The sequence below is a fragment of the Pseudomonas sp. FW507-12TSA genome, assembly GCF_058781435.1.
In genome coordinates this window covers 62,438-85,678 of the sequence record NZ_JBYSWT010000007.1, presented here as the reverse complement: position 1 = coordinate 85,678, position 23,241 = coordinate 62,438, and the positions used below count along the sequence as shown (strand labels likewise).

23 protein-coding genes are annotated in these 23,241 nt (G+C 64.3%); 3 read left to right on the top strand and 20 right to left on the bottom strand.

The window, feature by feature from the left end:
• Nucleotides 1-9: 9 nt before the first annotated feature.
• The 10 genes from AC3WK8_RS09095 to ubiE all read right to left on the bottom strand — a co-directional run bounded on the left by AC3WK8_RS09095 (nucleotide 10) and on the right by ubiE (nucleotide 8,098).
• Nucleotides 10-1,926 (bottom strand): methyl-accepting chemotaxis protein, encoded by a 1,917-nt coding sequence (locus AC3WK8_RS09095; RefSeq protein ID WP_085595678.1) that lies wholly within the window; start codon nucleotides 1,924-1,926, stop codon nucleotides 10-12.
• A gap of 126 nt (nucleotides 1,927-2,052) precedes the next feature.
• Nucleotides 2,053-2,760 carry a 16S rRNA (uracil(1498)-N(3))-methyltransferase gene (locus AC3WK8_RS09090; protein WP_085595676.1) on the bottom strand — a complete coding sequence of 236 codons (708 nt, stop codon included), beginning with the start codon at nucleotides 2,758-2,760 and terminating at the stop codon, nucleotides 2,053-2,055.
• Entirely contained in the window at nucleotides 2,757-3,551 is a 795-nt protein-coding gene (gene tatC, locus AC3WK8_RS09085) for a twin-arginine translocase subunit TatC (protein ID WP_022639546.1), read from the bottom strand. Before tatC ends, AC3WK8_RS09090 begins: the two co-directional genes overlap by 4 nt.
• Nucleotides 3,548-3,979, bottom strand: a complete 432-nt coding sequence (gene tatB / locus AC3WK8_RS09080; protein ID WP_085595674.1) for a Sec-independent protein translocase protein TatB — start codon at nucleotides 3,977-3,979, stop codon at nucleotides 3,548-3,550. Before tatB ends, tatC begins: the two co-directional genes overlap by 4 nt.
• 10 nt (nucleotides 3,980-3,989) lie before the next feature.
• Nucleotides 3,990-4,271, bottom strand: coding sequence for a twin-arginine translocase TatA/TatE family subunit (locus AC3WK8_RS09075; protein WP_085595672.1), 282 nt, complete (start codon nucleotides 4,269-4,271; stop codon nucleotides 3,990-3,992).
• A gap of 25 nt (nucleotides 4,272-4,296) precedes the next feature.
• Nucleotides 4,297-4,629 (bottom strand): phosphoribosyl-ATP diphosphatase, encoded by a 333-nt coding sequence (locus AC3WK8_RS09070; protein ID WP_022639549.1) that lies wholly within the window; start codon nucleotides 4,627-4,629, stop codon nucleotides 4,297-4,299.
• A gap of 1 nt (nucleotide 4,630) precedes the next feature.
• Nucleotides 4,631-5,023, bottom strand: a complete 393-nt coding sequence (gene hisI / locus AC3WK8_RS09065; protein WP_022639550.1) for a phosphoribosyl-AMP cyclohydrolase — start codon at nucleotides 5,021-5,023, stop codon at nucleotides 4,631-4,633.
• 80 nt (nucleotides 5,024-5,103) lie between these two features.
• Nucleotides 5,104-6,708, bottom strand: a complete 1,605-nt coding sequence (gene ubiB, locus AC3WK8_RS09060) for a ubiquinone biosynthesis regulatory protein kinase UbiB (protein WP_053132493.1) — start codon at nucleotides 6,706-6,708, stop codon at nucleotides 5,104-5,106.
• Complete coding sequence (locus tag AC3WK8_RS09055; RefSeq protein ID WP_085595670.1) at nucleotides 6,705-7,328, bottom strand: ubiquinone biosynthesis accessory factor UbiJ; 624 nt, start codon at nucleotides 7,326-7,328, stop codon at nucleotides 6,705-6,707. The genes ubiB and AC3WK8_RS09055 overlap by 4 nt, the downstream gene beginning before the upstream one ends.
• Nucleotides 7,328-8,098: a bifunctional demethylmenaquinone methyltransferase/2-methoxy-6-polyprenyl-1,4-benzoquinol methylase UbiE gene (gene ubiE, locus AC3WK8_RS09050; RefSeq protein WP_022639552.1), complete on the bottom strand. Its 771-nt coding sequence runs from the start codon at nucleotides 8,096-8,098 to the stop codon at nucleotides 7,328-7,330. Before ubiE ends, AC3WK8_RS09055 begins: the two co-directional genes overlap by 1 nt.
• Before the next feature lie 155 nt (nucleotides 8,099-8,253).
• Here ubiE and AC3WK8_RS09045 point away from each other — a divergent pair, with 155 nt between their 5' ends.
• The 3 genes from AC3WK8_RS09045 (at nucleotide 8,254) to AC3WK8_RS09035 (ending at nucleotide 10,046) form a co-directional block, all read left to right on the top strand.
• Nucleotides 8,254-8,529 carry a polyhydroxyalkanoic acid system family protein gene (locus tag AC3WK8_RS09045; RefSeq protein WP_022639553.1) on the top strand — a complete coding sequence of 92 codons (276 nt, stop codon included), beginning with the start codon at nucleotides 8,254-8,256 and terminating at the stop codon, nucleotides 8,527-8,529.
• 214 nt (nucleotides 8,530-8,743) lie between these two features.
• Nucleotides 8,744-9,166, top strand: a complete 423-nt coding sequence (locus AC3WK8_RS09040) for a phasin family protein (RefSeq protein WP_083456918.1) — start codon at nucleotides 8,744-8,746, stop codon at nucleotides 9,164-9,166.
• Between the two features lie 10 nt (nucleotides 9,167-9,176).
• On the top strand, nucleotides 9,177-10,046 hold the full coding sequence (locus tag AC3WK8_RS09035; RefSeq protein ID WP_103324610.1) for a phasin family protein: 870 nt from the start codon (nucleotides 9,177-9,179) through the stop codon (nucleotides 10,044-10,046).
• Between the two features lie 70 nt (nucleotides 10,047-10,116).
• On the opposite strand, the gene AC3WK8_RS09030 is transcribed toward AC3WK8_RS09035, so the two are convergent.
• From AC3WK8_RS09030 to AC3WK8_RS08985, 10 genes are all read right to left on the bottom strand, one after another.
• Nucleotides 10,117-10,737 (bottom strand): TetR/AcrR family transcriptional regulator, encoded by a 621-nt coding sequence (locus tag AC3WK8_RS09030; RefSeq protein WP_022639720.1) that lies wholly within the window; start codon nucleotides 10,735-10,737, stop codon nucleotides 10,117-10,119.
• Between the two features lie 59 nt (nucleotides 10,738-10,796).
• A complete protein-coding gene (gene phaC / locus AC3WK8_RS09025; protein ID WP_103324609.1) occupies nucleotides 10,797-12,479 on the bottom strand; it encodes a class II poly(R)-hydroxyalkanoic acid synthase in 1,683 nt (560 codons plus the stop codon).
• A gap of 108 nt (nucleotides 12,480-12,587) precedes the next feature.
• Nucleotides 12,588-13,448, bottom strand: coding sequence for a poly(3-hydroxyalkanoate) depolymerase (phaZ, locus tag AC3WK8_RS09020; RefSeq protein ID WP_022639722.1), 861 nt, complete (start codon nucleotides 13,446-13,448; stop codon nucleotides 12,588-12,590).
• A 124-nt stretch (nucleotides 13,449-13,572) separates the two neighbouring features.
• Nucleotides 13,573-15,252, bottom strand: coding sequence for a class II poly(R)-hydroxyalkanoic acid synthase (gene phaC / locus AC3WK8_RS09015; protein WP_022639723.1), 1,680 nt, complete (start codon nucleotides 15,250-15,252; stop codon nucleotides 13,573-13,575).
• Nucleotides 15,253-15,507: 255 nt separating this feature from the next.
• Nucleotides 15,508-15,885 (bottom strand): gamma-butyrobetaine hydroxylase family protein, encoded by a 378-nt coding sequence (locus AC3WK8_RS09010; RefSeq protein ID WP_053132484.1) that lies wholly within the window; start codon nucleotides 15,883-15,885, stop codon nucleotides 15,508-15,510.
• Between the two features lie 139 nt (nucleotides 15,886-16,024).
• Entirely contained in the window at nucleotides 16,025-17,368 is a 1,344-nt protein-coding gene (gene hslU / locus AC3WK8_RS09005; RefSeq protein WP_022639725.1) for an ATP-dependent protease ATPase subunit HslU, read from the bottom strand.
• Between the two features lie 82 nt (nucleotides 17,369-17,450).
• A complete protein-coding gene (gene hslV, locus AC3WK8_RS09000) occupies nucleotides 17,451-17,981 on the bottom strand; it encodes an ATP-dependent protease subunit HslV (protein WP_007968352.1) in 531 nt (176 codons plus the stop codon).
• Nucleotides 17,982-18,169: 188 nt separating this feature from the next.
• Nucleotides 18,170-18,877: an SPOR domain-containing protein gene (locus tag AC3WK8_RS08995; protein WP_022639727.1), complete on the bottom strand. Its 708-nt coding sequence runs from the start codon at nucleotides 18,875-18,877 to the stop codon at nucleotides 18,170-18,172.
• Nucleotide 18,878: 1 nt separating this feature from the next.
• Entirely contained in the window at nucleotides 18,879-20,615 is a 1,737-nt protein-coding gene (argS, locus tag AC3WK8_RS08990; protein ID WP_085595662.1) for an arginine--tRNA ligase, read from the bottom strand.
• A gap of 162 nt (nucleotides 20,616-20,777) precedes the next feature.
• A complete protein-coding gene (locus AC3WK8_RS08985) occupies nucleotides 20,778-22,997 on the bottom strand; it encodes a primosomal protein N' (RefSeq protein ID WP_103324608.1) in 2,220 nt (739 codons plus the stop codon).
• Nucleotides 22,998-23,241: the final 244 nt, after the last annotated feature.

Sequence of the window (23,241 nt, the reverse complement as noted above, 5' to 3'; positions counted from 1 at the left end):
GCCTGCGGGTCAGACCTTGAAGCGTCCCACCAGGCTTTGCAGGTGAATCCCCAGGCGCGCCAGTTCGGCGCTCGAAGAGGCGGTCTCCTCGCTGGCCGACGACGTCTGCTCGGACACGTCGCGCACATTCAAGACGCTGCGATTGATCTCTTCGGCCACCGCGCTCTGCTGCTCCGCCGCTGCGGCGATCTGCTGGTTCATCGCCTGGATCGCCGAGACGGTGCGGGTGATGTTGTCCAGCGAGCCGCCAGCCCGGCGCGTCAGCTCGACGCTGCTGTCGGTGAGATTGCGGCTGGTGTCCAGGGTACTGGCCACCTGCTGCGTGCCGTTCTGCAGGCTGACGATCAGCTCGGCGATTTCCTCGGTCGATTGCTGGGTACGCTGGGCCAGGCTACGCACTTCGTCGGCCACCACGGCGAAGCCCCGTCCTGCCTCGCCGGCCCGGGCTGCCTCGATGGCGGCGTTGAGGGCCAGCAGGTTGGTCTGCTGGGCCACCGACTTGATCACGTCCAGGACACTGCCGATCTTGTCGCTCTCTTGCTTGAGCTGGCCCATGGCTTCGGTGGAGTGACTCACCTCACTGGCCAGGCGCTCGATCTGGGCGATGGCCTCGTTGACCACCCGGTCGCCCTCGCGGGCCTGCTGGTCGGCGGCCACGGCCGCTTCGGAGGCTTCCTCGGCGTTGCGCGCCACCTCTTGCACGGTGGCGGCCATCTCGTTCATGGCCGTGGCCACCTGGTCGGTCTCGACCTTTTGGCTGTTGACCCCGGCGCTGGTCTGTTCGGTAACCGCCGATAGCTGCTCGGCGGCGCTGGCGATCTGGGTCACGCCGTCGCTGATGCCGCCGATCAACTCCCGCAGGCCCTGGGTCATGCGCTGCATGGCCTTCTGCAACTGGCCCAGCTCGTCGCGCCGGTCCACTGCCAGGTTCTGGCTCAGGTCGCCAGCGGCCACACGCTCGGCGGCTTTGAGGGTCTGTTGCAAAGGCAGGTTGATCTGCCGGGTGATGGCCCAGGCGGCGATCAGGCCGAAGACCAGGGCCAGCACCGTGGCGATCAACAGCGTGCTGCGGGCCTGGCTGGCATCGGCGTCACGCTTGTGGGTCTGTTCGACGGTCAGTTGCTTGCTCAGGTCCATCAGGCGATCGCCCTGGGCGGCCATGCGCTTGAGGGCATCGGCACTGGCCTGCTCGGCGTCGCTGAAGGCGCTGACGGCGGCACGATAGGCCTTGAGCGAGTCGCTGGCCTGCTGCAGATTGGCGATGTGCTGCTCCGGCAGCCGGGACGGCAGGCTGGCCAGGTTGCCGAGGGCATTGTCGATGGCATCCAGGGCGGGTTGCCGGGCGTCGGCCTTGCCGCTGTAGGTGTAGCCACGCACCTGGAAGCGTGCCTGCTGGATCAGCTTGGACAGGTCGATGACGCTATTGAACTGGGCCACGCTATCGCCTTGCAGCAGCGCTTTCTCGACCTCGGCCACCCTGGCCACGGCGTTGTCCGCGGTGGCACCGAGCTGGGAGCGGGCGGTCTCGCGGCTGGCGGTGGCGCGGGTCATGTCGGTGAAGGCCTTCTGGTACTCGGCCACGGCATCCACCTGCTGGTCCACCAGGGCGATGCTTCCAGGTTGCTGCAGCTTGCCGCGGACCGCGCGCAGGCCTTCGTCGAGTTGCTTGAGCATGTCGCTGACCGCGGCGGGACCTTGCTCGCCATGGTTCATCTCGTAGCTGAGGCGGGCGATGCGCAGGTCCTTGGTCATGGCATTGAGCAAGGAGATATTGCCTAGCTTGTCGCCGCGATCGATCACCCGGGACAGGCCGTTCCAGCCGGTGGCGGTGATCAGCAGGGTCAGCAACAGCACCAGGCCGAAGCCGATGCCAAGCTTGCGGCTGACACTCACATTCCCCAAGTTTCTGGCTAGCCAACGGTACATGCTGCGAACTCCCTCTTTAGCGGTTTGGGCTTAACCATAGGCTATCGGCGGGAGCAGGGTTTTACTACAGCTGACTGGCGGGTTGCCACTACGACCGCAAAGTCCGGCTGGCCGGACCCTGGCGGTTCAGAACAGGCGGGACAACAGTGCGGTGACGGCCGTCTCGACCCGCAGGATGCGCTCGCCCAGCTGCACCGGTTGCAGGCCGGCCTTGCCCAACAGGTCGATCTCGTAGGGGATCCAGCCGCCTTCCGGGCCGATGGCCAGGGTCACTGGCTGGTCCAGGTTGCGCGGGCAGGGCGGATACGGGCCGGGGTGGCCTACCAGGCCCAGGGTGCCTTCGCTCAGGGCCGGCAGGCGGTCTTCGACGAAGGGCTTGAAGCGCTTCTCGATGACTACCTCGGGCAGGATGCTGTCGCGGGCCTGCTCCAGTCCCAGCACCAGCTGTTCGCGGATGGCCTCGGGGTCGAGGAAGGGCGTTTGCCAGAAGCTTTTTTCCACCCGGTAGCTGTTGACCAGCACCAGCCGGGGCACGCCCATGGCGGCCACGGTCTGCAGTACCCGGCGCAGCATCTTCGGCCGTGGCAGGGCCAGGACCAGGGTCAGCGGCAGCTTGGCCGGCGGCGCTTGCTCCAGGGTCACTTGCAGCTCGGCTTCGGCGGCTTCCAGGCGCAGCACCCGGGCGCTGCCCATCAAGCCGCCGATACGGCCCACCCGCAGGCTGTCGCCCACTGCCACGCGGTGCACCTCCTGCATGTGGACCAGGCGCCGGTCGCGCAGCACAACACGGTCGGCCGCGATGAAGTCGGCCTCCTCGAGCAGCAGCAGGTTCACGCTTGGGTCGCTGGCGGCTGGTCGTTGTGGTCGTCGGCCGGGGTGTCGTCCGGATGCTCGCCGCGCTTGCTGATCAGCCCACCGAACAGGACGCCGATCTCGAACAGCAGCCACATGGGCACGGCCAGCAAGGTCTGGGAGAAGATGTCCGGCGGGGTGAGGATCATGCCCACCACGAAGCAACCGATGATCACGTAGGGACGGATCTTCTTCAGGTACTCCACGTTGACCACGCCGATCCACACCAGCAGCACCACGGCCACCGGGATCTCGAAGGCCACGCCGAAGGCGAAGAACAGGGTCATGACGAAGTCGAGGTAGCTGGTGATGTCGGTCATCATTTCCACGCCGGCCGGGGTGGCGGCGGCGAAGAACTTGAAGATCAGCGGGAACACCAGGAAATAGGCGAACGCCATGCCCACGTAGAACAGCAGGATGCTCGACACCAGCAGCGGCACGGCGATGCGCTTCTCATGCTTGTACAGGCCCGGGGCGATGAACCCCCAGATCTGGTGCAGGATCACCGGGATCGCCAGGAACAGCGAGACCATCATGGTCAGCTTCAATGGCGTGAGGAACGGCGAGGCGACGTCGGTGGCGATCATCGTCGCGCCGGCCGGCAGGTACTGGCGCAGCGGCGTGGAGACGATGGTGTAGATCTGCTGGGTGAAGGCGAACAACCCGGCGAAGATGATGAAGATCGCCGCTACGCAGCGCAGCAGGCGGGTCCGCAGCTCGGTGAGGTGCGATACCAGCGGCATGTGTTGGTCGTTCTCTGGAATATCGCTCATGGTGCTCGCGGCGGCAAAGTAGGGTCTTGGGGAGCCTCGGGTGCGGGCGTTGCCGCTGGGGTTGCAGGCTCTGCGGTCGGCGTCGCAGGTACTTCGGCCGGCGCAGCGGCTTCACCTGCAGTGGTGGCAGGCGTCGTTGCGACCTGTTCGGCTACCGGCTCCACGGGCGCAGGCTGTTGCTGGGTCGGGGCGAGGATTTTCCGCGCCTCCTGTTCCAGCGACAGGATGTGCTCGTTGTGCAACTGCCGACGGATCTCGTCGGCGCCGATCTCACGTTCAACTTCCTGTTTTATCGCGTTGAAGCTGCGCTTGAGGCGCCCGACCCAGAGGCCAGCGGTGCGCGCAGCGCCGGGCAGGCGCTCGGGGCCGAGCACCAGCAGGGCCACCAGGCCCACCAGCAGCAGTTCAGAGAAGCTGATACCAAACATTAGTCAGTGCTCACGAGTCTTTGCGGGTCGGCTCTTCGACTTTCTGCGCCTGCACATCGATGGTGTGCGGCTGGTTCAGCGGCGCGCCCTGTTGTGGCTGGGCCGGCTGGGCAGCTTGTGCGGCGGGAGGTACCACGGGTTCGGCTGGTTTCTCGTCGTCGTTCATGGCCTTGCGAAAGCCCTTGATCGATTCGCCGACATCGGTACCCAGGTTCTTGAGCTTCTTGGTGCCGAATACCAGTACCACGACCACCAGGATGACGATCCAGTGTTTCCAGTCAAAAATGCCCATGCTGCGTTTCCTCTTAGAAAATTGTTCAGGCGGACGGACGCGAGGCTTTCTCGGCGTGTCCGGACAGGCCGAAACGGCGGTCCAGCTCATCGAGCACGGCCTGGGGATGCTGCCCCAGCTGCGCGAGCATGACCAGGGTATGGAACCACAGGTCCGCGGTTTCGTAGATCACATCGCTGCAGTCGCCGCTGGCGGCGGCGTCCTTGGCGGCGATGATGGTTTCCACCGATTCTTCGCCGACTTTCTCCAGGATCTTGTTCAGGCCCTTGTGATACAGGCTGGCCACGTAGGAACTGTCGGCAGCGGCGTTCTTGCGCTCCTCCAGCACTTGGGCCAGGCGGGTGAGGGTATCGCTCATGTCAGTGTCCTGCAGAATAAATCGCGTGCGGGTCCTTGAGGACCGGTTCGACGGTTTTCCACTCGCCATCTTCATAGACGCGGTAGAAACAGCTGTGGCGGCCGGTATGGCAGGCAATGTCGCCGATCTGCTCGACCATCAGGATGATCACGTCGGCGTCGCAGTCCAGGCGCATTTCATGGAGCTTCTGCACATGCCCGGACTCTTCGCCCTTGCGCCATAGCTTGCCACGCGAACGTGACCAGTAGATGGCACGCTGCTCGGCGGCGGTCAGGCTCAGTGCTTCGCGGTTCATCCAGGCCATCATCAGTACGCGCCCGGTCTTGTGATCCTGGGCGATGGCCGGCACCAGGCCGTGCTCATCCCATTTGATCTGGTCCAGCCAATCTTTCATTTTCGACTCCGACAACCGGGCTCGACCCGCTGGTGACGCCTCGGCGATTTCGACAGTTTGCCAGCAGGCCGCGCCACTGGCTATCGGCGCACGATCAGATACAGACCCACCGCGATCATGATGCCGGCGGGCCAGTGCCCCAGTTCCTGCAGCGGGCCGCCGGCGGCCAGGATCGCGCCGCCGCCCAGGTGGGCGGTGCCGAGCAGGCGCAGGAACCAGTCGTCCTTGCGCCGCTGCCAGGGGGCCGGAGGGTCGGCGGCATGGGGTTGCGACATGCGCTCGAGCAGGTCGCGGGTCATGTTGGCCAGGTGCGGCAACTGTTCGATCTGGCTGTGGATATTGCCCAGCACTGCCTTGGGGCTGACCCGCTCGCGCATCCAGCGTTCGAGGAAGGGTTGCGCGGTGTTCCACAGGTCCAGCTCCGGATACAGCTGGCGCCCCAGGCCCTCGATGTTGAGCAGGGTTTTCTGCAGCAGCACCAGTTGCGGCTGGACTTCCATGTTGAAGCGCCGGGCGGTCTGGAACAGGCGCATCAGTACTTGGCCGAAGGAAATGTCCTTCAACGGTTTTTCGAAGATCGGTTCGCAGACCGTACGAATCGCCGCTTCGAACTCATTGAGCTTGGTTTCCGCCGGGACCCAGCCCGAGTCGATGTGCAGTTGGGCTACACGGCGATAGTCACGCTTGAAGAAGGCGAACAGGTTGCGCGCCAGGTAGTCCTGGTCTTGCGGGGTGAGGCTGCCGACGATGCCGCAGTCGATGGCGATGTACTGCGGGCTCCAGGGCTGCACGGTGCTGACGAAGATGTTGCCCGGATGCATGTCGGCGTGGAAGAAACTGTCGCGGAACACCTGGGTGAAGAAGATCTCCACGCCACGCTCGGCGAGCATCTTCATGTCGGTGCGCTGGTCGGCCAGGGTCGCAAGGTCAGTGACCTGGATCCCGTAGATGCGCTCCATCACCAGCACCTTCGGCCGGCACCAGTCCCAGTAGACCTGGGGCACGTAGAGCAGCGGCGAGCCTTCGAAGTTGCGCTTGAGCTGGCTGGCGTTGGCCGCCTCGCGCAGCAGGTCGAGCTCGTCGTAGATGGTCTTCTCGTAGTCGCTGACCACATCCACCGGGTGCAGCAGGCGAGCGTCGGCGGAGACCTTCTCCGCAGCGCGGGCGAGGATGAACAGCCAGGCCAGGTCCTGGGCGATGACCGGCTTGAGCCCCGGGCGGATCACCTTGACCACCACTTCCTCGCCGGTCTTGAGCTTGGCGGCATGCACCTGGGCCACCGAGGCCGAGGCCAGGGGCTCGATGTCGAAGCGGCTGAACACATCGCTGATCTTCTTGCCCAGCTGCTCTTCGATCAGGGCCACGGATTTTTTCGAGTCGAACGGCGGCACCCGGTCCTGCAGCAGCATTAGTTCGTCGGCGATGTCTTCCGGCAGCAGGTCACGGCGGGTGGACAAGATCTGCCCGAACTTGATGAAGATCGGTCCCAGGTCCTGCAACGCCAGGCGCAGGCGTGCGCCACGGCTCAGGTCCAGCGGCTTGCGCGGAAACCAGCGCCAGGGCAGGGCGAAGCGCAAGGCCAGGAGAAACCAGGGCAGGGGCAGGGCGAACAGCAGGTCATCGAGGCGGTAGCGGATCACGACGCGCTGGATGCGCAACAGACGGCGGACGGCAAGCAGCTTCATGCGTTATCGCTTGGGTCAGGGGATCGGGAAAGGCGCTCGACACGCGCCTCTAGACGTTCCAGGTCGAGTTTGGCCTGGTCCAGTTCGCGAAAGCGCGCCTCGGCTTCATGCTGGCCCACCAGGGCCCGCGATTCTTCGGCGAGGAATTCGGCCAGGCTCTGGTTGAGGCTGGCGAATCCCTGCTGGTACCAGCCTGCGCGGCTGCGTACGTGGCCGCTGAACAGCTGGGTGGCCACCGGGCCGAGCCAGCGCGAGAGTTCGTACTCCCAGTCCAGCTCCAGGTCCTGGAGGACCGCCGCCAGGTCCAGCAGCACGCCGCTGTCGCCTTCGAGTTCCACTTGCGGGCCATGCAGGACGCCGGTCTTGTCCTTGCTCAGGGCCAGGCGCACCAGGCTCGCTGCCGGTGCGCGCAGGGTACAGTCAGGATCGGCGGCCCACTGGGAGGCCAGCATCAGGCCTTCGTCGCTGGGCAGGATGAACAGCCGCAGCGCCGGAGCCTGGCAGTCCACGGCGATCACCTTGCCGCCCAGGTGCTGCAGGCGCGGCAACGCCGTGCTGTCCAGGCGCAGCACCCGATTGATGCCGGTCTCGACGCTGGCGAGCAGGCCGCTGAACAACATCAGGGCTTGATGCCGCGGTGCAGGGCGACGATGCCTGCAGTCATGTTGTGGTAGGTCACCCGGTCGAAGCCGGCCTCGACCATCATCGACTTCAGGGTTTCCTGGTTCGGGTGCATGCGGATCGACTCGGCCAGGTAGCGATAGCTTTCCGAGTCGTTGGTGATCAGCTTGCCGGCCAGGGGCATGAAGGCGAACGAATAGGCGTCGTAGACCTTGGACATCAGCGTGTTGGTCGGCTTGGAGAACTCCAGCACCAGCAACCGGCCACCGGGCTTGAGTACCCGCAGCATCGAGCGCAGGGCGTCTTCCTTGTGGGTCACGTTGCGCAGGCCGAAGGCGATGGTCACGCAGTCGAAATGGTTGTCCGGGAAGGGCAGTTTTTCCGCGTCGGCCTGGACGAACTCGACATTGCCGGCCACACCCAGGTCCAGCAGGCGGTCACGGCCGACCTTGAGCATGGATTCGTTGATGTCCGCCAGGACGACTTGGCCGGTAGGGCCCACAAGGTGGGAAAACCGCTTGGTCAGGTCGCCAGTGCCGCCAGCGATATCCAGTACGCGGTTGCCTGGACGCACGCCCGACAACTCGATCGTGAAGCGCTTCCACAGGCGGTGCATGCCGCCGGACAGCACGTCGTTCATCAGGTCGTACTTGGCCGCTACCGAGTGGAACACCTCAGCGACTTTTTCCGCTTTCTGGCTCTCGGGAACGTTCTTGAAGCCGAAGTGAGTGGTGGGTTCGGCATCGCTGCCTTTGCGCTGGTCAGTCATATCGCTGTCACCAAAAGAGAATGCGGGACATTCTAATGCCGGTGACCGTCTTTGTCTTGGCAAGGCTGAATGTAAGATAGCGATCCGCCGGGACGATTTGACGCACTCAGGGTCAAGGCGTTTCTGGCGAGTCCCGAAATAGCAGGAGTCCTTCAATGGCCCGTATTAGTGTTGAACGTGCCCATGGCCTGGGTAAGCAGGCAGCCCGTGAAAAGGCCGACAAACTGGCGCAGAAACTCGCCGATCAATATGGCCTCGAGCCACGCTGGGCGGGGGATACCCTGAATCTCAAGCGCTCCGGGGTCAAAGGCGCGGTGCATGTGGGCGAGTCGTCGATCCGCATCGACGTGGAGCTGGGCATGCTGATGTCGGCCATGAGCGGTACCATCAAGGCCGAGATCGAGAAGGCCCTGGACAAGGCCCTGGCCTGATCCCGGACGGCACGCCGCCTGGCGTGCTTTGCCGGTGAGTCGCGGGGCACTGCAAGGGGGCTCGAGAGCGATCACCGGCAAGTCGGCCCATAACTGGGCGATCATTGTTTTATTGCATTCGTTAGGGTGCCGATTCTAATTTTTCTCTCTAGGTTGTGCCTCAAGTCCTCTTTCCGAGGACAGTTCCTCAAACCTTCTGCGCATGAGGTGCACCATGGCCAAAGTAATCCTGAAGAAAAAAGTTGATGCTCAATCGACTGCTCTGAGCGAAGTCAAATCCTATGCTCGCAAGATCTGGTTAGCTGGCCTGGGCGCCTATGCCAAAGTCGGCCAGGAAGGTAGCGACTACTTCCAGGAGTTGATCAAGGCTGGTCAATCCGTTGAAAAGAAAGGCAAAAAAGTTGTGACTGAACAACTTGAGGCGGCCAACAGTCAGATCGATAGCGTCAAGGGGGATGTCACTACTCTTAAAGGTCGGGTCGAAGTGCAACTGGATAAAGTCGAGAAGGCTTTTGATACGCGCGTCGCCAGTGCCTTGAATCGTATCGGCATTCCGTCTAAACATGACGTTGAGACACTCTCTGCTAAGCTCGATGAGCTGACCGCACTGCTCGAACGTGTCGCGCGTAAACATTAAGGAGAACGGGATGGCTGGTAAAAAGAATACTGAAAAAGAAGGCAGCTCGTGGATCGGGAAAGTCGAAGAGTACTCCCGTAAAATTTGGCTTGCTGGTTTAGGCGTGTACTCGAAAATCGACTCTGACGGCAGCAAGCTTTTCGAATCCTTGGTCAAGGATGGCGAGAAAGCCGAGAAGCTGACCAAGAATGTAGTCGGCAAGAAAGTCGACGCCGCCAAAGACTCCGCGAACTCGGCCAAGTCGCGCATCAGCGACGTCAAGGACCGCGCGCTGGGCAAGTGGGATGAGCTGGAAGGAGCTTTCGACAAGCGCCTGAACAGTGCCATTTCGCGCCTGGGCGTACCGAGCCGCAATGAAGTGAAGGCGCTGCACGACAAGGTCGATACCCTGACCAAGCAGATCGAGAAACTCACTGGTGCCAAGGTTGCGCCGGTCGCGGCCAAGACCGCAGCGGCCAAGCCCCTGGCCAAGCCAGCCGCCAAGCCAGCCGCCAAGGCCGCTGCGAAACCGGCCGCCAAGCCCGCTGCCAAGACCGCAGCTGCCAAGCCTGCGGCCAAACCGGCAGCCAAGCCAGTCGCGGCCAAACCCGCGGCCAAGCCGGCCGCCAAGCCTGCGGCGAAAACCGCAGCGGCCAAGCCGGCCGCCAAGCCTGCGGCGAAAACCGCAGCCGCCAAGCCTGCAGCGAAGCCGGCCGTGGCGAAGAAGCCAGCCGCCAAGAAGCCCGCGGCCAAGCCGGCAGCCAAACCTGCCGTCGCGGCCAAGCCTGCAACCGCAGCCCCGGCAGCCTCGGCCAGCTCTGCGAACTCCGTCGCAGCGCCGGCCCCGGCTTCCAGCCCGGCCGCTACCTCGACCCCGGCGGCGCCAAGCAGCCAGTCCTGATTCCATCAGGCAGACGAAAACGCCCGGCCTGTGAAGACCGGGCGTTTTTCATGGGCGCCCGGCAGCCCTGCTACGGATGTTCGTCCAGGTAGCGCAGGGCCATTTGTTCGGTGGCCAGCTTGGCGGGCGGCAGCAAGTGCGGTGCCACCAGCATCATGATCTGGTAGACCACCAGGCGCACTTCCCCTTCACGATCGAGAATCCGCTGGTAATCCAGGGAGAACAGCAAGGTCATGGTGATCTGTTCCACCAATTGCCCCAGGGCCTGGGTGCCGCTGACCAGTTGCCCCATGGTCTTGAGTCGCGCCAGCAGCGCCGCGAGCGTGCGCTTGAGGGCGTTGAGCAGGTTGCGAATGCCCTTGGCCAGCTTCGGCAGGCGGCCGGCCAGGTTGGACAGGTCCTGGAACAGGAAGCGGTAGTGGGCCAGGCGCTCGACGATCAGGTGCAGGAACAGCCAATAGTCTTCCGGTGCCAACTGGGCATCGGAGGGTGGGTCCAAAAGCGGCGTCAATTCGTTCTGGAAACGCTCGAAAAGACCGAGGACCAACGGCTCCTTGCCATGGAAATGGTAATAGAGGTTGCCGGGGCTGATTCCCATTTCATTGGCCACCTCCATGGTGGAGACATTGGGCTCGCCCTTCTGGTTGAACAACTGCAGGGCACATTCGAGTATCCGGTCGCGGGTCTTCATCCTGACTTCTTGTCGGTCCATTGAGGGCGCGGCGATGAGCGCCGCAGGGCAAGGGGTATTCAGCGCACGCGCACATAGGTGCCCGGCGCGGCCTCCATCGGTGGATATTTCTGGCTGCCGAGGACGGCCAGGGTGTCCCGTTGCGCTCCCGAGCGTTCCTGGATCCAGGCCAGCCACTGGCTCCACCAACTGCCATCGACATGCTTGGCATCGTAGTACCAGGCCCGGGGGTCGCTGCTGAGCTTGGGGCTCTCCACGTAGTTCGCCTTGGGATTGCCTGGCGGGTTGAGGATGCTCTGGACATGCCCGCTGTTGGACAATACGAAACGGCGCTCGCCACCCAGCAGCAGGGTCGAGCGGTACACCGCGTCCCACGGGGTGATGTGGTCGTTGATCCCGGCCACGCTGAAGCTGTCCACCGTGACCTTCTGCAGGTCGATTGGCGTGCCGCATACCTCCAGGCCACCGACGTGGCTCATGGGGTTGTGCTTGAAGAAGTCCAGCAGGTCGCCGTGCAGGGCCGCCGGTAGCCGGGTGCTGTCGTTGTTCCAGTAGAGAATGTCGAAGACCGGCGGCTCCTTGCCCAGCAAATAGTTGTTGACCCAGTAGTTCCAGATCAGGTCGTTGGGCCGCATCCAGGCGAACACCCTGGCCATGTCGCGACCGTCCAGCACGCCTTGCTGGTAGGAACGGCGCTTGGCCGCTTCCAGGGTCTTTTCGTCGGCGAACAGGGTGGCCGGGCTATCCAGTTGACTGTCCAGCAGGCTCACCAGGTAGGTGGCGCTGGAGACCCGGCGCAGTTGTCGCTTGGCTTGCAGGTGGCCTTGCAGGGCGGCGATGGTCAGGCCGCCAGCGCAGGCGCCCATCAGGTTCACATCACGACTGCCGGTGATGGAGCGAGTGACGTTCATGGCCTCTTCGACGGCCTCGACATAGCTCGACAGACCCCATTCGCGATGGCGCACATCCGGATTGCGCCAGCTGACCATGAACACCTGGAGGCCGTTCTTCAGGCAGTACTGGACGAAGCTGTTGGCCGGGCTGAGGTCGAAGATGTAGTACTTGTTGACCTGGGGCGGCACGATCAGCAGGGGCTTGGCGTACTGCTTCTCGCTCATGGGACTGTACTGGATCAGCTCCAGCTGCTCGTTGCGAAACACCACCGAGCCCGGGGTGACGGCCAGGTTCCTGCCGACCTCGAAGGCGTGCTTGGTGACCTGGCTGGGCAGGCCGTTGTTGTGCAGCAGGTCGTCCACCAGGTTGCCGATGCCACGCACTACGCTGTTGCCGCCGGTGTTGAAGAGCTCCTTGACCGCCAGCGGATTGAGCAGGGTGTTGGACGGCGATACCGCGTCGTTGAGCAGGGAGAAGGCGAAGTGCGCGCGAGCCCGGTCGTCATCCTCCATGCCGCTGTGGTCGATCCAGTCCCGCACCTGCTTCTGCCAGCTCAGGTAGGCCTGCAGGCCTCGCTTGTAGAAGGGATTGAGGCTCCAGGCCGGGTCGGCGAAGCGATTGTCCTTGGGATTGGGCTTGTGCAGCGTCTCGCCCAGCAGCACCCGGCCCAGCTGGTTGCCCAGGGCCAGGGTGTGGCGAACGCTGTGCAGCGGGTTGCGCAGGCTGTGGGCGGCCAGGCTGCGCAGGGTGGAGAGCAAGTCCCGCCCCCGCAGGCCAGTGATCGCGCTCTGCGCTGTGATATAGGTCGCAGGGGCGGGCAGCGAGCCCTGTGCAGGCTTGTCTTGCATGAGTCAACACTCCTTCGTCAAACCACTAACAAGCAGACCAATTCAAGACAAATACCTTAGTCGGTCCTGGCCCTTCTTGCGCGCGACGGTCCTGTCGACGGGGATGTTTTACTTGGTGGGCTGCGCGGGTAGCGGATGCGGGTGCATCACGGCGCGTTGCCGTTCCTCCTGGAGGAACTTCATGATGATCGGGGCGACAGCTTCGGCCCGGGTGATGAGGAACAGGTGGCCGTCATCGATGATGTGCAGCTGGGCGTTGGGGATGCGCCAGGCCAGCATGCGCATGTTGATCAGGGGGATCAGCGGGTCGTCGTCGCCGGCCAGGACCAGGGTCGGCTGGTGGATCTTGTGCAGCCAGTGGATGCTGGTCCAGCCCACTCCGGCGAACAACTGCCAGTAGTAGCCCAGCTTGCCCGCCGAGCGCACTTTCGCCGCGTGCTCGGCCGCCAGGTTCGGGTCGCGGCGAAAGGCACCGCCGTAGATCAGCGGGGCGATCCGCATGACGTGGGACGGCTGCACGTAGCGCCGTGGGCTGGCCATCATCCACAACACCTTGGGCTTGCCGGGGACCATGAAGGCGCCGGCGGCCGTGGCGGCCAGCACCAGCTTCTTGCAGCGCTCGGGATAGTCGTAGGCGAACTGCTGGGCCAGGGCCCCGCCCCAGGACACGCCCACGGCGTTGACCTGGCCATAGTCGAGGTAGTCGAGCATCCGCGCGGTGAGCTTGGCCAGCCCTGGAAAGCGGTAGGGCCGGCTCGGGGTCGATGAGCCGCCCACGCCCGGGACATCGAAGGCGATGACCTCCAAATCCGGGTCCAGGGCCTGGACGAAGGGGAACACCAGCTCCAGGTTGGCGCCGATGCCGTTGAAGATCAGCAGCGGCGTCAAGTGCGGCTTGCCGGGGCGAACCGCGGTGCGGATGGTCTGGCCATCCAGGTCGACGGTGCGGAAGATGAAGGAATGTGGCATGCCGTAGCCCTGTGTGTTGAACCTTTGGAGGCGCCGGTCCGGCCACCTCCGGATTTCCTGAGGCCAGGCCTCGTATCAAGAATAGGGCGTGGCGGCACCTTGGGTAGCCGCCGTTGATGCCTGTTTAGCGTTCGTGCACATAGGTGCCCGGCGAGGCCTCGCCGGCCACGTATTTCTTGCTGCCCAGCCCGCTTGGCGCCGGCTTCAGCTCCCCCGAACGCTCTGCTTGCCAGGCCTGCCAGTACAGCCACCAGGAATCGGTGTGCTTGACCGAGTTCTCCTGCCACTGGTCGGGACACTCCGGGATCTCGGAGCTGGTCATGTAGCGCGCCTTGGGGTTGCCCGGCGGGTTGAGGATGCTCTGGATATGGCCGCTGCTGGACAGCACGAACTCCACATGGCCGCCGAACAGTTGCGCCGACTTGTAGCAGGACTTCCAGGGCGTGATGTGGTCGTTGGTGCCGGCCAGGGAGAAGATGTCGGCGGTCACCTGCTTCAAGTCGATTGGCGTGCCGCACACTTCCAGGGCATTGGCCCGGGTCAGTGGGTTGTTCTTGAACATTTCGATCAGGTCGCCATGGAAGGCGGCGGGCAGGCGCGTGGTGTCGTTGTTCCAGAACAGGATGTCGAATACCGGTGGTTCGTTGCCCAGCAGGTAGTTGTTGACCCAGTAGTTCCAGATCAGGTCGTTGGGGCGCATCCAGGCGAAGACCTTGGCCATGTCCCGGCCTTCGAGGACACCGGCCTGGTAGGAGTGGCGCTTGGCCGCCTCCAGGGTCTGCTCGTCGACGAACAGCGCCACCTGGGTATCCACGGTGGTATCGAGCACGCTGACCAGCAGGGTCAGGGCGTTGACCTTCTTCTGCCCCAAGGCCGCGTAGTGCCCCAGCAGCGCGGTGCAGGTAATGCCGCCGGAGCAGGCGCCGAGCATGTTCACGTCGTCGCTGCCAGTGATGGCGGTGACCACGTCGACCGCTTCCTTCAAGGCCTCGATGTAGGTGGACAGGCCCCATTCGCGCTGGGCCTTGGTGGGGTTGCGCCAGCTGACGATGAAGGTCTGCACGTTGTTGCGCAGGCAGAAGCGCGCCAGGCTCTTGTCCGGGCTGAGGTCGAAGACGTAGAACTTGTTGATCTGCGGCGGTACCACCAGCAGTGGTCGCTCATGCACCTGCTCGGTGATCGGCCGGTACTGGATCAGCTCCAGCACATCGTTGCGGAACACCACGGCACCTTCGCTGGTGCCCAGGTTCTTGCCCACTTCGAAGGCATCCATGTTGACCTGGCTGGGCATGCCGCCGTTGTGCACCAGGTCCTTGGCCAAGTGTGACAGGCCGTCCAGCAGGCTCTTGCCGCCGGTCTCGAAGAACCGCTTGACCGCGGCGGGGTTGGCCGCGCTGTTGGTCGGGGCCATGGCCTCGGTCAGGAGGTTGATCACGAAATGCCCGCGGCTGATGTCCTGTTCGGACAGGCTGCTGCTGCCGATCCAGTCGTGGAGCTCCTTGCGCCACGCCAGGTAGGTTTGCAGGTAGCGCCGGTAGAGCGGGTTCTGGCTCCAGGCCGGGTCGATGAAGCGACGGTCGTCACCGTCGGGCTGCAAGGGCGACTTGCCGAGCAACACGTTCTTCAGTTCGAGGCCGAAGTGCGCGACGTGCTTGACGCTGTGGATGGGTTGTTTGATGGCCTGGGCGAGCACCATGCGAGCAGAGGTAAGCAGATCCTTTCTACGCAAGCCGATGACTGGATTGAGCCCCAGGGTGTTCTCCGAGGCTTGGCGTTTCAGGTCATCGTTGTTCTTGTTACTCATCTACGACGCTCCATTGTCCTGAGACGAGTACCGGACCTGCTGTGTAGTTACACAGCACGAGGCCAGGCACTACTACTCGGGTGACCGTTGATTGCCACTGCTGCGGTTACTTTGCAGAACTCTGCAGGGAACTTGCCAGATCCATTGGTTACCCGAGTTTATTTTTTTTCGCAAGCAGGCCATTCATTGGCCATGCAGCCCTGCATTCAAACAGATGAAATTAGAAAATGCCCTCTAAACAGCCGGAGCCTTGAGCTAGAGCATCAGCTTGACCACGGACTCGCTCGGATCGCGGGATTTGCCGGCGGCCTCGAGTTGCTGCAGATAGTCGCTCCACAACTCTTCCTGGCGCAGCGCCAACTGGTACAGGTAGTCCCAGGTGAACAAGCCGCTGTCATGGCCGTCGTCGAAGGTCAATTTCAGTGCGTACTGGCCGGCGGGCTCGATCTTGTCCAGGCCGACGCCGAGCTTGCCGAACTGCAGGATGGGGTTGCCGTGGCCCTGGACCTCGGCGGAGGGGGAGTGGACCCGCAGGAACTCCGCAGGCAGGTGGTAGACCTCGTCCGGCCCGTAGGTCAGGGTCAGGGTCTTGGAGGCTTTGTGCAGGTTGATGCCGGTGGGCAGGCGAGCCATGGACGTTCTCTCTTGAGCTTCAAGCCCTAAGCTTCAAGCCACAAGAAGGGAGATTCAAGCCATCGCGGATAAAACAGCAGGGAAGGGTTGCTGCAAGCGACGCGAATCGGTCTGTCGCTTGCAGCTCGCAGCCTGGCGCTTACAGGATGTAGCGCGACAGGTCTTCGTTCTGCGCCAGTTCGCCCAGGTGGCTGTTGACGTAGGCCGCGTCGATGCGGATCGGCTCTTCGCTGTGGGCGCTGGCCAGGTCGCCGGCGCTGAACGACACCTCTTCGAGCAGGCGCTCGAGCAGGGTGTGCAGGCGGCGGGCACCGATGTTCTCGGTCTTCTCGTTGACCTGGTAGGCGATCTCGGCCAGGCGCTTGATGCCCTCGTCGGCGAACTCGATGCCCAGGCCTTCGGTCTTGAGCAGCGCGCAGTACTGTTCGGTCAGCGAGGCATGCGGCTCCTTGAGGATGCGCTCGAAGTCTTCCGGGGTCAGGGCCTTGAGTTCGACCCGGATCGGCAGCCGGCCTTGCAGCTCGGGCACCAGGTCGCTTGGCTTGCTCAGGTGGAACGCGCCGGAAGCGATGAACAGGATGTGGTCGGTCTTGACCATGCCCAGCTTGGTGTTGACGGTGCAGCCCTCGATCAGCGGCAGCAGGTCGCGCTGCACGCCCTCGCGGGAGACATCGGCACCGCCGACGTTGCCACGCTTGGCCACCTTGTCGATCTCGTCGATGAACACGATGCCGTGCTGCTCTACCGCTTCCAGGGCCTTGGCCTTGAGCTCTTCCTCGTTGACCAGGCGGCTCGCTTCTTCATCGCGAACCATCTTCAGCGCTTCCTTGACCTTGAGCTTGCGGGTCTTGCGCTTGCCCTTGCCCATGTTGGCGAACAGGCTTTGCAGCTGGTTGGTCATCTCTTCCATGCCGGGTGGCGCGGCGATCTCGACGCCCATGTTCTCGGCGACTTCGATCTCGATTTCCTTGTCGTCCAGCTGGCCTTCGCGCAGGCGCTTGCGGAACAGCTGGCGAGTGTTGGAGTCGCTGCTGGTCTGCGCGGCTTCCTCGGCGAAGCTGCTGACCCGGGCCTGGGGCAGCAGGGCGTCGAGGATACGGTCCTCGGCGGCGTCTTCGGCGCGGTGGCGCACACGGACGATCTCCTGCTCGCGGAGCATCTTCAGCGCGGCGTCGGCCAGGTCGCGGATGATCGACTCGACGTCGCGGCCGACATAACCGACTTCGGTGAACTTGGTCGCTTCGACCTTGATGAAGGGGGCGTTGGCCAGCTTGGCCAGGCGCCGGGCGATCTCGGTCTTGCCCACGCCGGTCGGGCCGATCATCAGGATGTTCTTGGGCGTGACCTCGGCACGCAGCTCGGCCGGCAGCTGCATGCGCCGCCAGCGGTTGCGCAGGGCGATGGCCACGGCGCGCTTGGCGTCGTCCTGGCCGATGATATGGCGATTGAGTTCGTGGACGATTTCGCGGGGGGTCATGGACATAGTAGTTGGCGGTTCTCAAGCAGGAATGAATGCCGTGGCAGGGGAGCCTGCCGCCTGGCGGCAGGTCCGGGCCGGAGCAGGCTCATTCCGCGAGATCCTGCTCCTCGATGGTTTGAGTGTGGTTGGTGAATACACAGATATCGCCGGCGATGCCCAGGGCGGTCTCGACGATCTCGCGAGCCGACAGGTCGGTCTTCTTCAGCAATGCGCTGGCCGCGGCCTGGGCGTAGGCGCCACCGGAACCCATGGCGATCAGGCCGTCCTCGGGTTCGACCACGTCGCCGTTGCCGGTGATGATCAGCGAGGCATCCTTGTTGGCCACGGCCAGCATGGCCTCCAGGCGGCTCAGGGAACGATCGGTACGCCACTCCTTGGCCAGCTCGACGGCGGCACGGATCAGGTGGCCCTGGTGTTTTTCCAGCTGGCCTTCGAAGCGTTCGAACAGGGTGAAGGCGTCGGCAGTGGCCCCGGCGAAGCCGGCAATGACCTGGCCGTGGTACAGGCGGCGAACTTTTTTCGCATTGCCTTTCATCACGGTGTTGCCAAGGGAAACCTGGCCGTCGCCGCCCATGACGACTTTGCCGTGGCGGCGGACTGAAACGATGGTGGTCAAGGGAAAGTCTCCACGCAGCGGGGCGAAAGTGCCCAGATGGAAACTCATATGGGGGTGGCGAGAGCTTTTTCAACTGCCGGGATGGCAGAGAGACGAGTGGCTTGGTGACGGCGGGAGAGAGGGCGCGCCCTCTTTTGGCGCGATAAGCGCACAAAAGAGGGCAGGATTGCCCGGACAGGGCGAGGGCGTCAGCGGTTCTGGCGTTGTTGCAACAGCAGGTTGCTGAAGCCGGCGCCAGCGAGCTGTTTTTGAGCCACGGTCAGTTGCTCGCGATTGCTGAACGGGCCGACCAGTACCCGGTACCAGGTCTCGTCCTTCACCGTGCCGGATTCGACCGACACCGACTGGCCCAGCAGGATGATCTGCGCACGAACCTTGTCGGCATCGGCTTCCTTGCGGAACGATCCGGCCTGGAGGAAGAACTTGGTCACCGGCGCGGCCTTGGCCACCGGTGGCGCAGGTGGCGGGGTGATGCCGGCCAGGGCCGCCTGGGCCCGGGCGGTGTCGATCTTCGCAGCTTCCGCTGGTGTCACCGGAGTGGTCGGCACCGGCGGTACTTGTGGCGTCGGCAGGGTTTTTTCCGGCACGGCTTCCGGCGGCACAATGACCTCCGATTCCGGCAGCAGGGTGTAGAAGTCGTACTTGGGCTTCACCGGCTGCTGCGGGCTGGGTGGGGTCTTGTTGGCCTCGGCGATCTTGCTGGCCTTCTGCTGCTCGATCTTCTCGCGCTTGACGCTGTCGCCGCCCTTGCCTGGCTCGAGCTTCATCAGGAACACGATGAAGGCGCCGATGGTCAGGCCGATGGCCAGCCACAGCCAGCCCGGGATCGGCTTCTTGGCCGGGGGCTGGTAACGACTGGCGCCACGCTTGGGTGCAGGTTTTTTCTTGGCAGCCAACTTACATTTGCTCCAGGACTTCGAGGCCCAGCAGTTCCAGACCTTGCTTGAGGGTACGCCGGGTCAGCTCGGTCAGGCGCAGGCGGCTATTCATCTGCTCGGGAGTCTCGGCTGCCAGGATCGGGCAGTTTTCGTAGAAGCTGGAGAACAGCCCGGCCACATCGTACAGGTAGCTGCACAGCACGTGTGGGGTGCCTTTTTCGGCAACGTTGTTGAGGATCTCGCCAAACTGCGCCAGGCGCGCTGCCAGCTCCAGCTCCTGGGCGGCGTGCAGTTCGATCTTGCCCTGGACCTGGCTGAAGTCCTTGCCCAGCTTGCGGAATACGCCTGCAGCGCGGGTGTAGGCGTACAGCAGGTAGGGCGCGGTATTGCCTTCGAAGTTGAGCATCAGGTCGAAGTTGAAGCTGTAGTCGCTGGTGCGGTGCTTGGACAGGTCGGCGTACTTCACCGAGTCGATGCCCACCACCTTGGCGATGCGCCGCAGGTCGGCTTCCGGCAGTTGCGGGTTCTTTTCCTTCACCAGGGCGTAGGCCCGTTCCTCGGCTTCGGTCAGCAGGTCGATCAGCTTCACGGTGCCGCCGTCACGGGTCTTGAACGGACGGCCGTCGGCGCCGTTCATGGTGCCAAAGCCCATGTGCTCCATGTCCATCGGATGGGTGACGAAGCCGGCCTTGTGGGCCACCGCGAACACTTGCTGGAAGTGCAGGGCCTGGCGCTGGTCGACGAAGTACAGGGCGCGGTCGGCCTTGAGCTTGCCGCTGCGGTAGCGCACGGCGGCCAGGTCGGTGGTGGCGTACAGGTATCCGCCGCCGGCCTTGACGATGATCACTGGCAGCGGCTCGCCCTCGGCGTTCTTGAACTCGTCGAGGAACACGCACTGAGCGCCATTGCTCTCCACCAGCATGCCCTGGGCCTTGAGGTCGTTGACCACGTTGATCAGGTCATCGTTGTAGGCGCTCTCGCCCATCACGTCGGCCATGGTCAGCTTGACGTTGAGCAGCTCGTAGATCTTCTGGCAGTGGGACAGGGAGATGTCCTTGAACTTGGTCCACAGGGCCAGGCAGTCCGGGTCGCCGGCCTGCAGCTTGACCACCAGGCTCCGGGCGCGGTCGGCGAAGGCCTCGGACTCGTCGAAGCGTTGCTTGGCGGCGCGGTAGAAATTCTCCAGGTCCGACAGCTCGTCGCTGGTGATGGGGTTCTCTTCCAGGTAGGCCATCAGCATGCCGAACTGGGTACCCCAGTCGCCCACGTGGTTCTGGCGGATCACGGTGTCGCCGAGGAACTCCAGGACCCGCGCCACGCCGTCGCCGATGATGGTGGAGCGCAGGTGGCCAACGTGCATTTCCTTGGCCAGGTTGGGCGCCGACATGTCGATCACGGTGCGTTGCGCCGGGCCGGCCTTGCGCACGTTCAGGTGGGCGTCGTCGAGCGCGGCGTCCAGGCGGGCAGCCAGGGCCTGGGTGTTCTGGAAGAAGTTGATGAAGCCCGGGCCGGCGATTTGCGCCTTGCTCAGGTTCTCGTCGGCCGGCAGGGCGGCGATGATCTTTTCCGCCAGGTCGCGCGGTTTCATGCCGGCCGGCTTGGCCAGCATCATGGCGATGTTGCTGGCGAAGTCGCCATGGGTCTTGTCGCGGGTGTTCTCGACCTGGATCGCCGGCGCCAGGCCTTCGGGCAACACACCTTCGGCGACGAGTTGGGTGATGGCTTGCTGGATGAGCTGGCGAATGGTGTCTTTCATGGTCTTCTCTTTCGACCGCTGGCGCGGCGGCGCTTCGGTGCGCAGGTGGAAAAACTGGGCATTATCCGTTGCCGGGGGCAGGTTGCCAACCTTTGGGGGGTGAGCGGCAAGCGAGCCGGTCGCAGGCTGCTTATTACAGCTTGGAGCAACTGGGGCGGCGGCTCAGTACAGGTCGACCGGGTCCACATCCAGTGACCAGCGAACCTGCCGGCCGCCGGGCATCTGCTCCAGCACCAGCAGCCAGCTGCCGAGCAGGCGGTGCAGCGGTGCCCGGGCATTGGCCTGCAGCAGCAATTGCGCTCGATAGCGCCCGGCCCGGCGCTCCATGGGCGCGGGCACCGGTCCGAGCAATTCGATCCCTGCCGACTGCTGTTCGGCCAGCAGGCGCTCGGCCTCGCTGCAAGCTTCGTCGAGGAAGGCCTCGGCCTGGCCCGGCTTGTGGGCTTCGGCCCGCAGCAGCGCCAAGTGGGCGAAGGGCGGCAGGCCGGCGGCGCGGCGTTCGCTCAGGGCTTGCTCGGCGAAGGCGAAGTAGCCTTGCTCGGTCAGCTGCACCAGCAGCGGGTGATCGGCCAAGTGCGTCTGGATGATCACCTTGCCCGGTTCCTCGGCGCGGCCTGCGCGGCCGGCCACCTGGACGATCAATTGCGCCATGCGTTCGCTGGCGCGAAAGTCCCCGGAAAACAGGCCGCCGTCGGCATCCAGGATCGCCACCAGGGTCACCCTGGGGAAGTGATGCCCCTTGGCGAGCATCTGCGTGCCCACCAGGATGCACGGCTGGCCCTTCTGGATGGTGGCGAACAGCTGGTTCATCGCGTCCTTGCGCGAGGTGCTGTCGCGGTCCACCCGCAGGACCGGGTAGTCGGGGAACAGGATGCCCAGGCGCTCTTCCGCCCGTTCGGTGCCGGCGCCCACCGGCCGCAGATCGACCTTGCCGCACTGCGGGCAATGCCGCGGCACTCGCTCCACATGGCCGCAATGGTGGCAACGCAGCTCGCCCGAGCGTTGGTGTACCGTCATGCGGGCGTCGCAGCGCTCGCATTCGGACATCCAGCCGCAGTCATGGCACAGCAGGGTCGGGGCGAAGCCGCGGCGATTGAGGAACACCAGGACCTGTTGCCCGGCGGCCAGGGTCTGGCCGATAGCCTGCTGCATGGGGCCGGAGATGCCGCTGTCCAGCGGCCGGCTCTTGACGTCCAGGCGCAGGAAGCGCGGCGGCTTGGCGCCGCCGGCCCGTTCGTTCATGCGCAGCAGGCCATAGCGGCCGGTGTAGGCGTTGTGCAGGCTTTCCAGGGAAGGGGTGGCCGAACCCAGGACGATCGGGATGTCTTCCTGGCGGGCGCGGACCAGGGCCAGGTCCCGGGCGTGGTAGCGCAGGCCCTCCTGCTGTTTATAGGAGCCGTCGTGCTCCTCGTCGATGATGATCAGGCCGGGATTCTTCATCGGCGTGAACAGCGCGGAACGGGTGCCGATGATGATGTCGGCCTCGCCGTCCCGGGCGGCCAGCCAGGCGTCCAGGCGTTCGCGGTCGTTGACCGCCGAGTGCAGCAGGGCGATGCGCGCATTGAAACGCTGTTCGAAGCGCGCCAGGGTCTGGGGGCCGAGGTTGATCTCCGGAATCAGCACCAGGGCCTGCTTGCCAGCTTCGAGGGTTTCGCGGATCAGCTGCAGGTAGACCTCGGTCTTGCCGCTGCCGGTGACCCCTGCCAGGAGAAAGGCATGGTAGCTGTCGAATCCGGCGCGGATGGCCTCGTAGGCGGCACGTTGTTCGCTGTTGAGTGGCAGTTCCGGCTGGGCCAGCCAGTGTTCGTGGCGGGCCCCGGGGGCATGCCTGCGCACTTCCACCTGGACCAGCTCCTTGGCCAGCAGCAGGTCCAGGCTGTCCTTGCTCAACATCAACTTGCTCAGCAACCCGTGGGGGACGCCGTGAGGGTGCTGGGCCAGGGTCGTCAGGGCGTCGCGCTGGCGTGGGGCACGGGCGATGCGCGGATCGTCAAGGCGGGCGCCGGGGGCTATCGACCAGAAGCGCTCCTGGCGGGCCTCGGCCGGTTCGCCCTGGCGCAGCAGCACCGGCAGCGCCCAGCTCAGGGTATCCCCCAGGCTGTGCTGGTAGTACTGGGCGGTCCACAGGCACAGCTTGAACAAGGCCGCCGGCAGCGGCGGCGTGGGGTCGAGCAGGGCCAGGGCCGGCTTGAGCTTGTCCGCCGGCACCTCACTGTGATCGGCCACCTGGACCAGGATGCCGATCATCTCGCGACGGCCGAACGGCACCCGCAGGCGCATGCCCGGCTGCAGTTGCGCGCGCAGCACGCCGGCCGGGGCACGATAGTCGAACAGGCGGCGCAGGGGCGAGGGCAGGGCGAGGCGCAGGATGGCGTCGGGCACGCGGGGGAGTCTCACAGACAGGCGATGGATAGGGGCCGGAGCCTAACAGAGGAGCGGTGGAGTGTCCTGCACAAGCGTATGGGCGGGCCGTGGAGGGCCAGCCAGGGCGAGGGCTGGCCTGTCAAGCTCACGAGGATTTTTTCTGATGGGGGGTTATGCGGATCCCTTGCGCGATTGCTTGGGTCTGGTAGAATCCGCGCCCTAATTCGTGCGGTATTCAACAATAGTGTTGGGTGGCGGCACG

What these genes read in the sequence shown, in the direction of transcription:
- phaC (WP_022639723.1), bottom strand. Translation starts at nt 15,252, where the DNA reads ATGAGTAACAAGAACAACGATGACCTGAAACGCCAAGCCTCGGAGAAC.
- AC3WK8_RS09040 (WP_083456918.1), top strand. Translation starts at nt 8,744, where the DNA reads ATGGCCAAAGTAATCCTGAAGAAAAAAGTTGATGCTCAATCGACTGCT.
- AC3WK8_RS09045 (WP_022639553.1), top strand. Translation starts at nt 8,254, where the DNA reads ATGGCCCGTATTAGTGTTGAACGTGCCCATGGCCTGGGTAAGCAGGCA.
- AC3WK8_RS09095 (WP_085595678.1), bottom strand. Translation starts at nt 1,926, where the DNA reads ATGTACCGTTGGCTAGCCAGAAACTTGGGGAATGTGAGTGTCAGCCGC.
- AC3WK8_RS09030 (WP_022639720.1), bottom strand. Translation starts at nt 10,737, where the DNA reads ATGAAGACCCGCGACCGGATACTCGAATGTGCCCTGCAGTTGTTCAAC.
- ubiE (WP_022639552.1), bottom strand. Translation starts at nt 8,098, where the DNA reads ATGACTGACCAGCGCAAAGGCAGCGATGCCGAACCCACCACTCACTTC.
- phaC (WP_103324609.1), bottom strand. Translation starts at nt 12,479, where the DNA reads ATGCAAGACAAGCCTGCACAGGGCTCGCTGCCCGCCCCTGCGACCTAT.
- AC3WK8_RS09075 (WP_085595672.1), bottom strand. Translation starts at nt 4,271, where the DNA reads ATGGGCATTTTTGACTGGAAACACTGGATCGTCATCCTGGTGGTCGTG.
- AC3WK8_RS09070 (WP_022639549.1), bottom strand. Translation starts at nt 4,629, where the DNA reads ATGAGCGATACCCTCACCCGCCTGGCCCAAGTGCTGGAGGAGCGCAAG.
- hisI (WP_022639550.1), bottom strand. Translation starts at nt 5,023, where the DNA reads ATGAAAGATTGGCTGGACCAGATCAAATGGGATGAGCACGGCCTGGTG.
- ubiB (WP_053132493.1), bottom strand. Translation starts at nt 6,708, where the DNA reads ATGAAGCTGCTTGCCGTCCGCCGTCTGTTGCGCATCCAGCGCGTCGTG.
- hslU (WP_022639725.1), bottom strand. Translation starts at nt 17,368, where the DNA reads ATGTCCATGACCCCCCGCGAAATCGTCCACGAACTCAATCGCCATATC.
- tatB (WP_085595674.1), bottom strand. Translation starts at nt 3,979, where the DNA reads ATGTTTGGTATCAGCTTCTCTGAACTGCTGCTGGTGGGCCTGGTGGCC.
- phaZ (WP_022639722.1), bottom strand. Translation starts at nt 13,448, where the DNA reads ATGCCACATTCCTTCATCTTCCGCACCGTCGACCTGGATGGCCAGACC.
- argS (WP_085595662.1), bottom strand. Translation starts at nt 20,615, where the DNA reads ATGAAAGACACCATTCGCCAGCTCATCCAGCAAGCCATCACCCAACTC.
- AC3WK8_RS09010 (WP_053132484.1), bottom strand. Translation starts at nt 15,885, where the DNA reads ATGGCTCGCCTGCCCACCGGCATCAACCTGCACAAAGCCTCCAAGACC.
- tatC (WP_022639546.1), bottom strand. Translation starts at nt 3,551, where the DNA reads ATGAGCGATATTCCAGAGAACGACCAACACATGCCGCTGGTATCGCAC.
- AC3WK8_RS09035 (WP_103324610.1), top strand. Translation starts at nt 9,177, where the DNA reads ATGGCTGGTAAAAAGAATACTGAAAAAGAAGGCAGCTCGTGGATCGGG.
- AC3WK8_RS09055 (WP_085595670.1), bottom strand. Translation starts at nt 7,328, where the DNA reads ATGTTGTTCAGCGGCCTGCTCGCCAGCGTCGAGACCGGCATCAATCGG.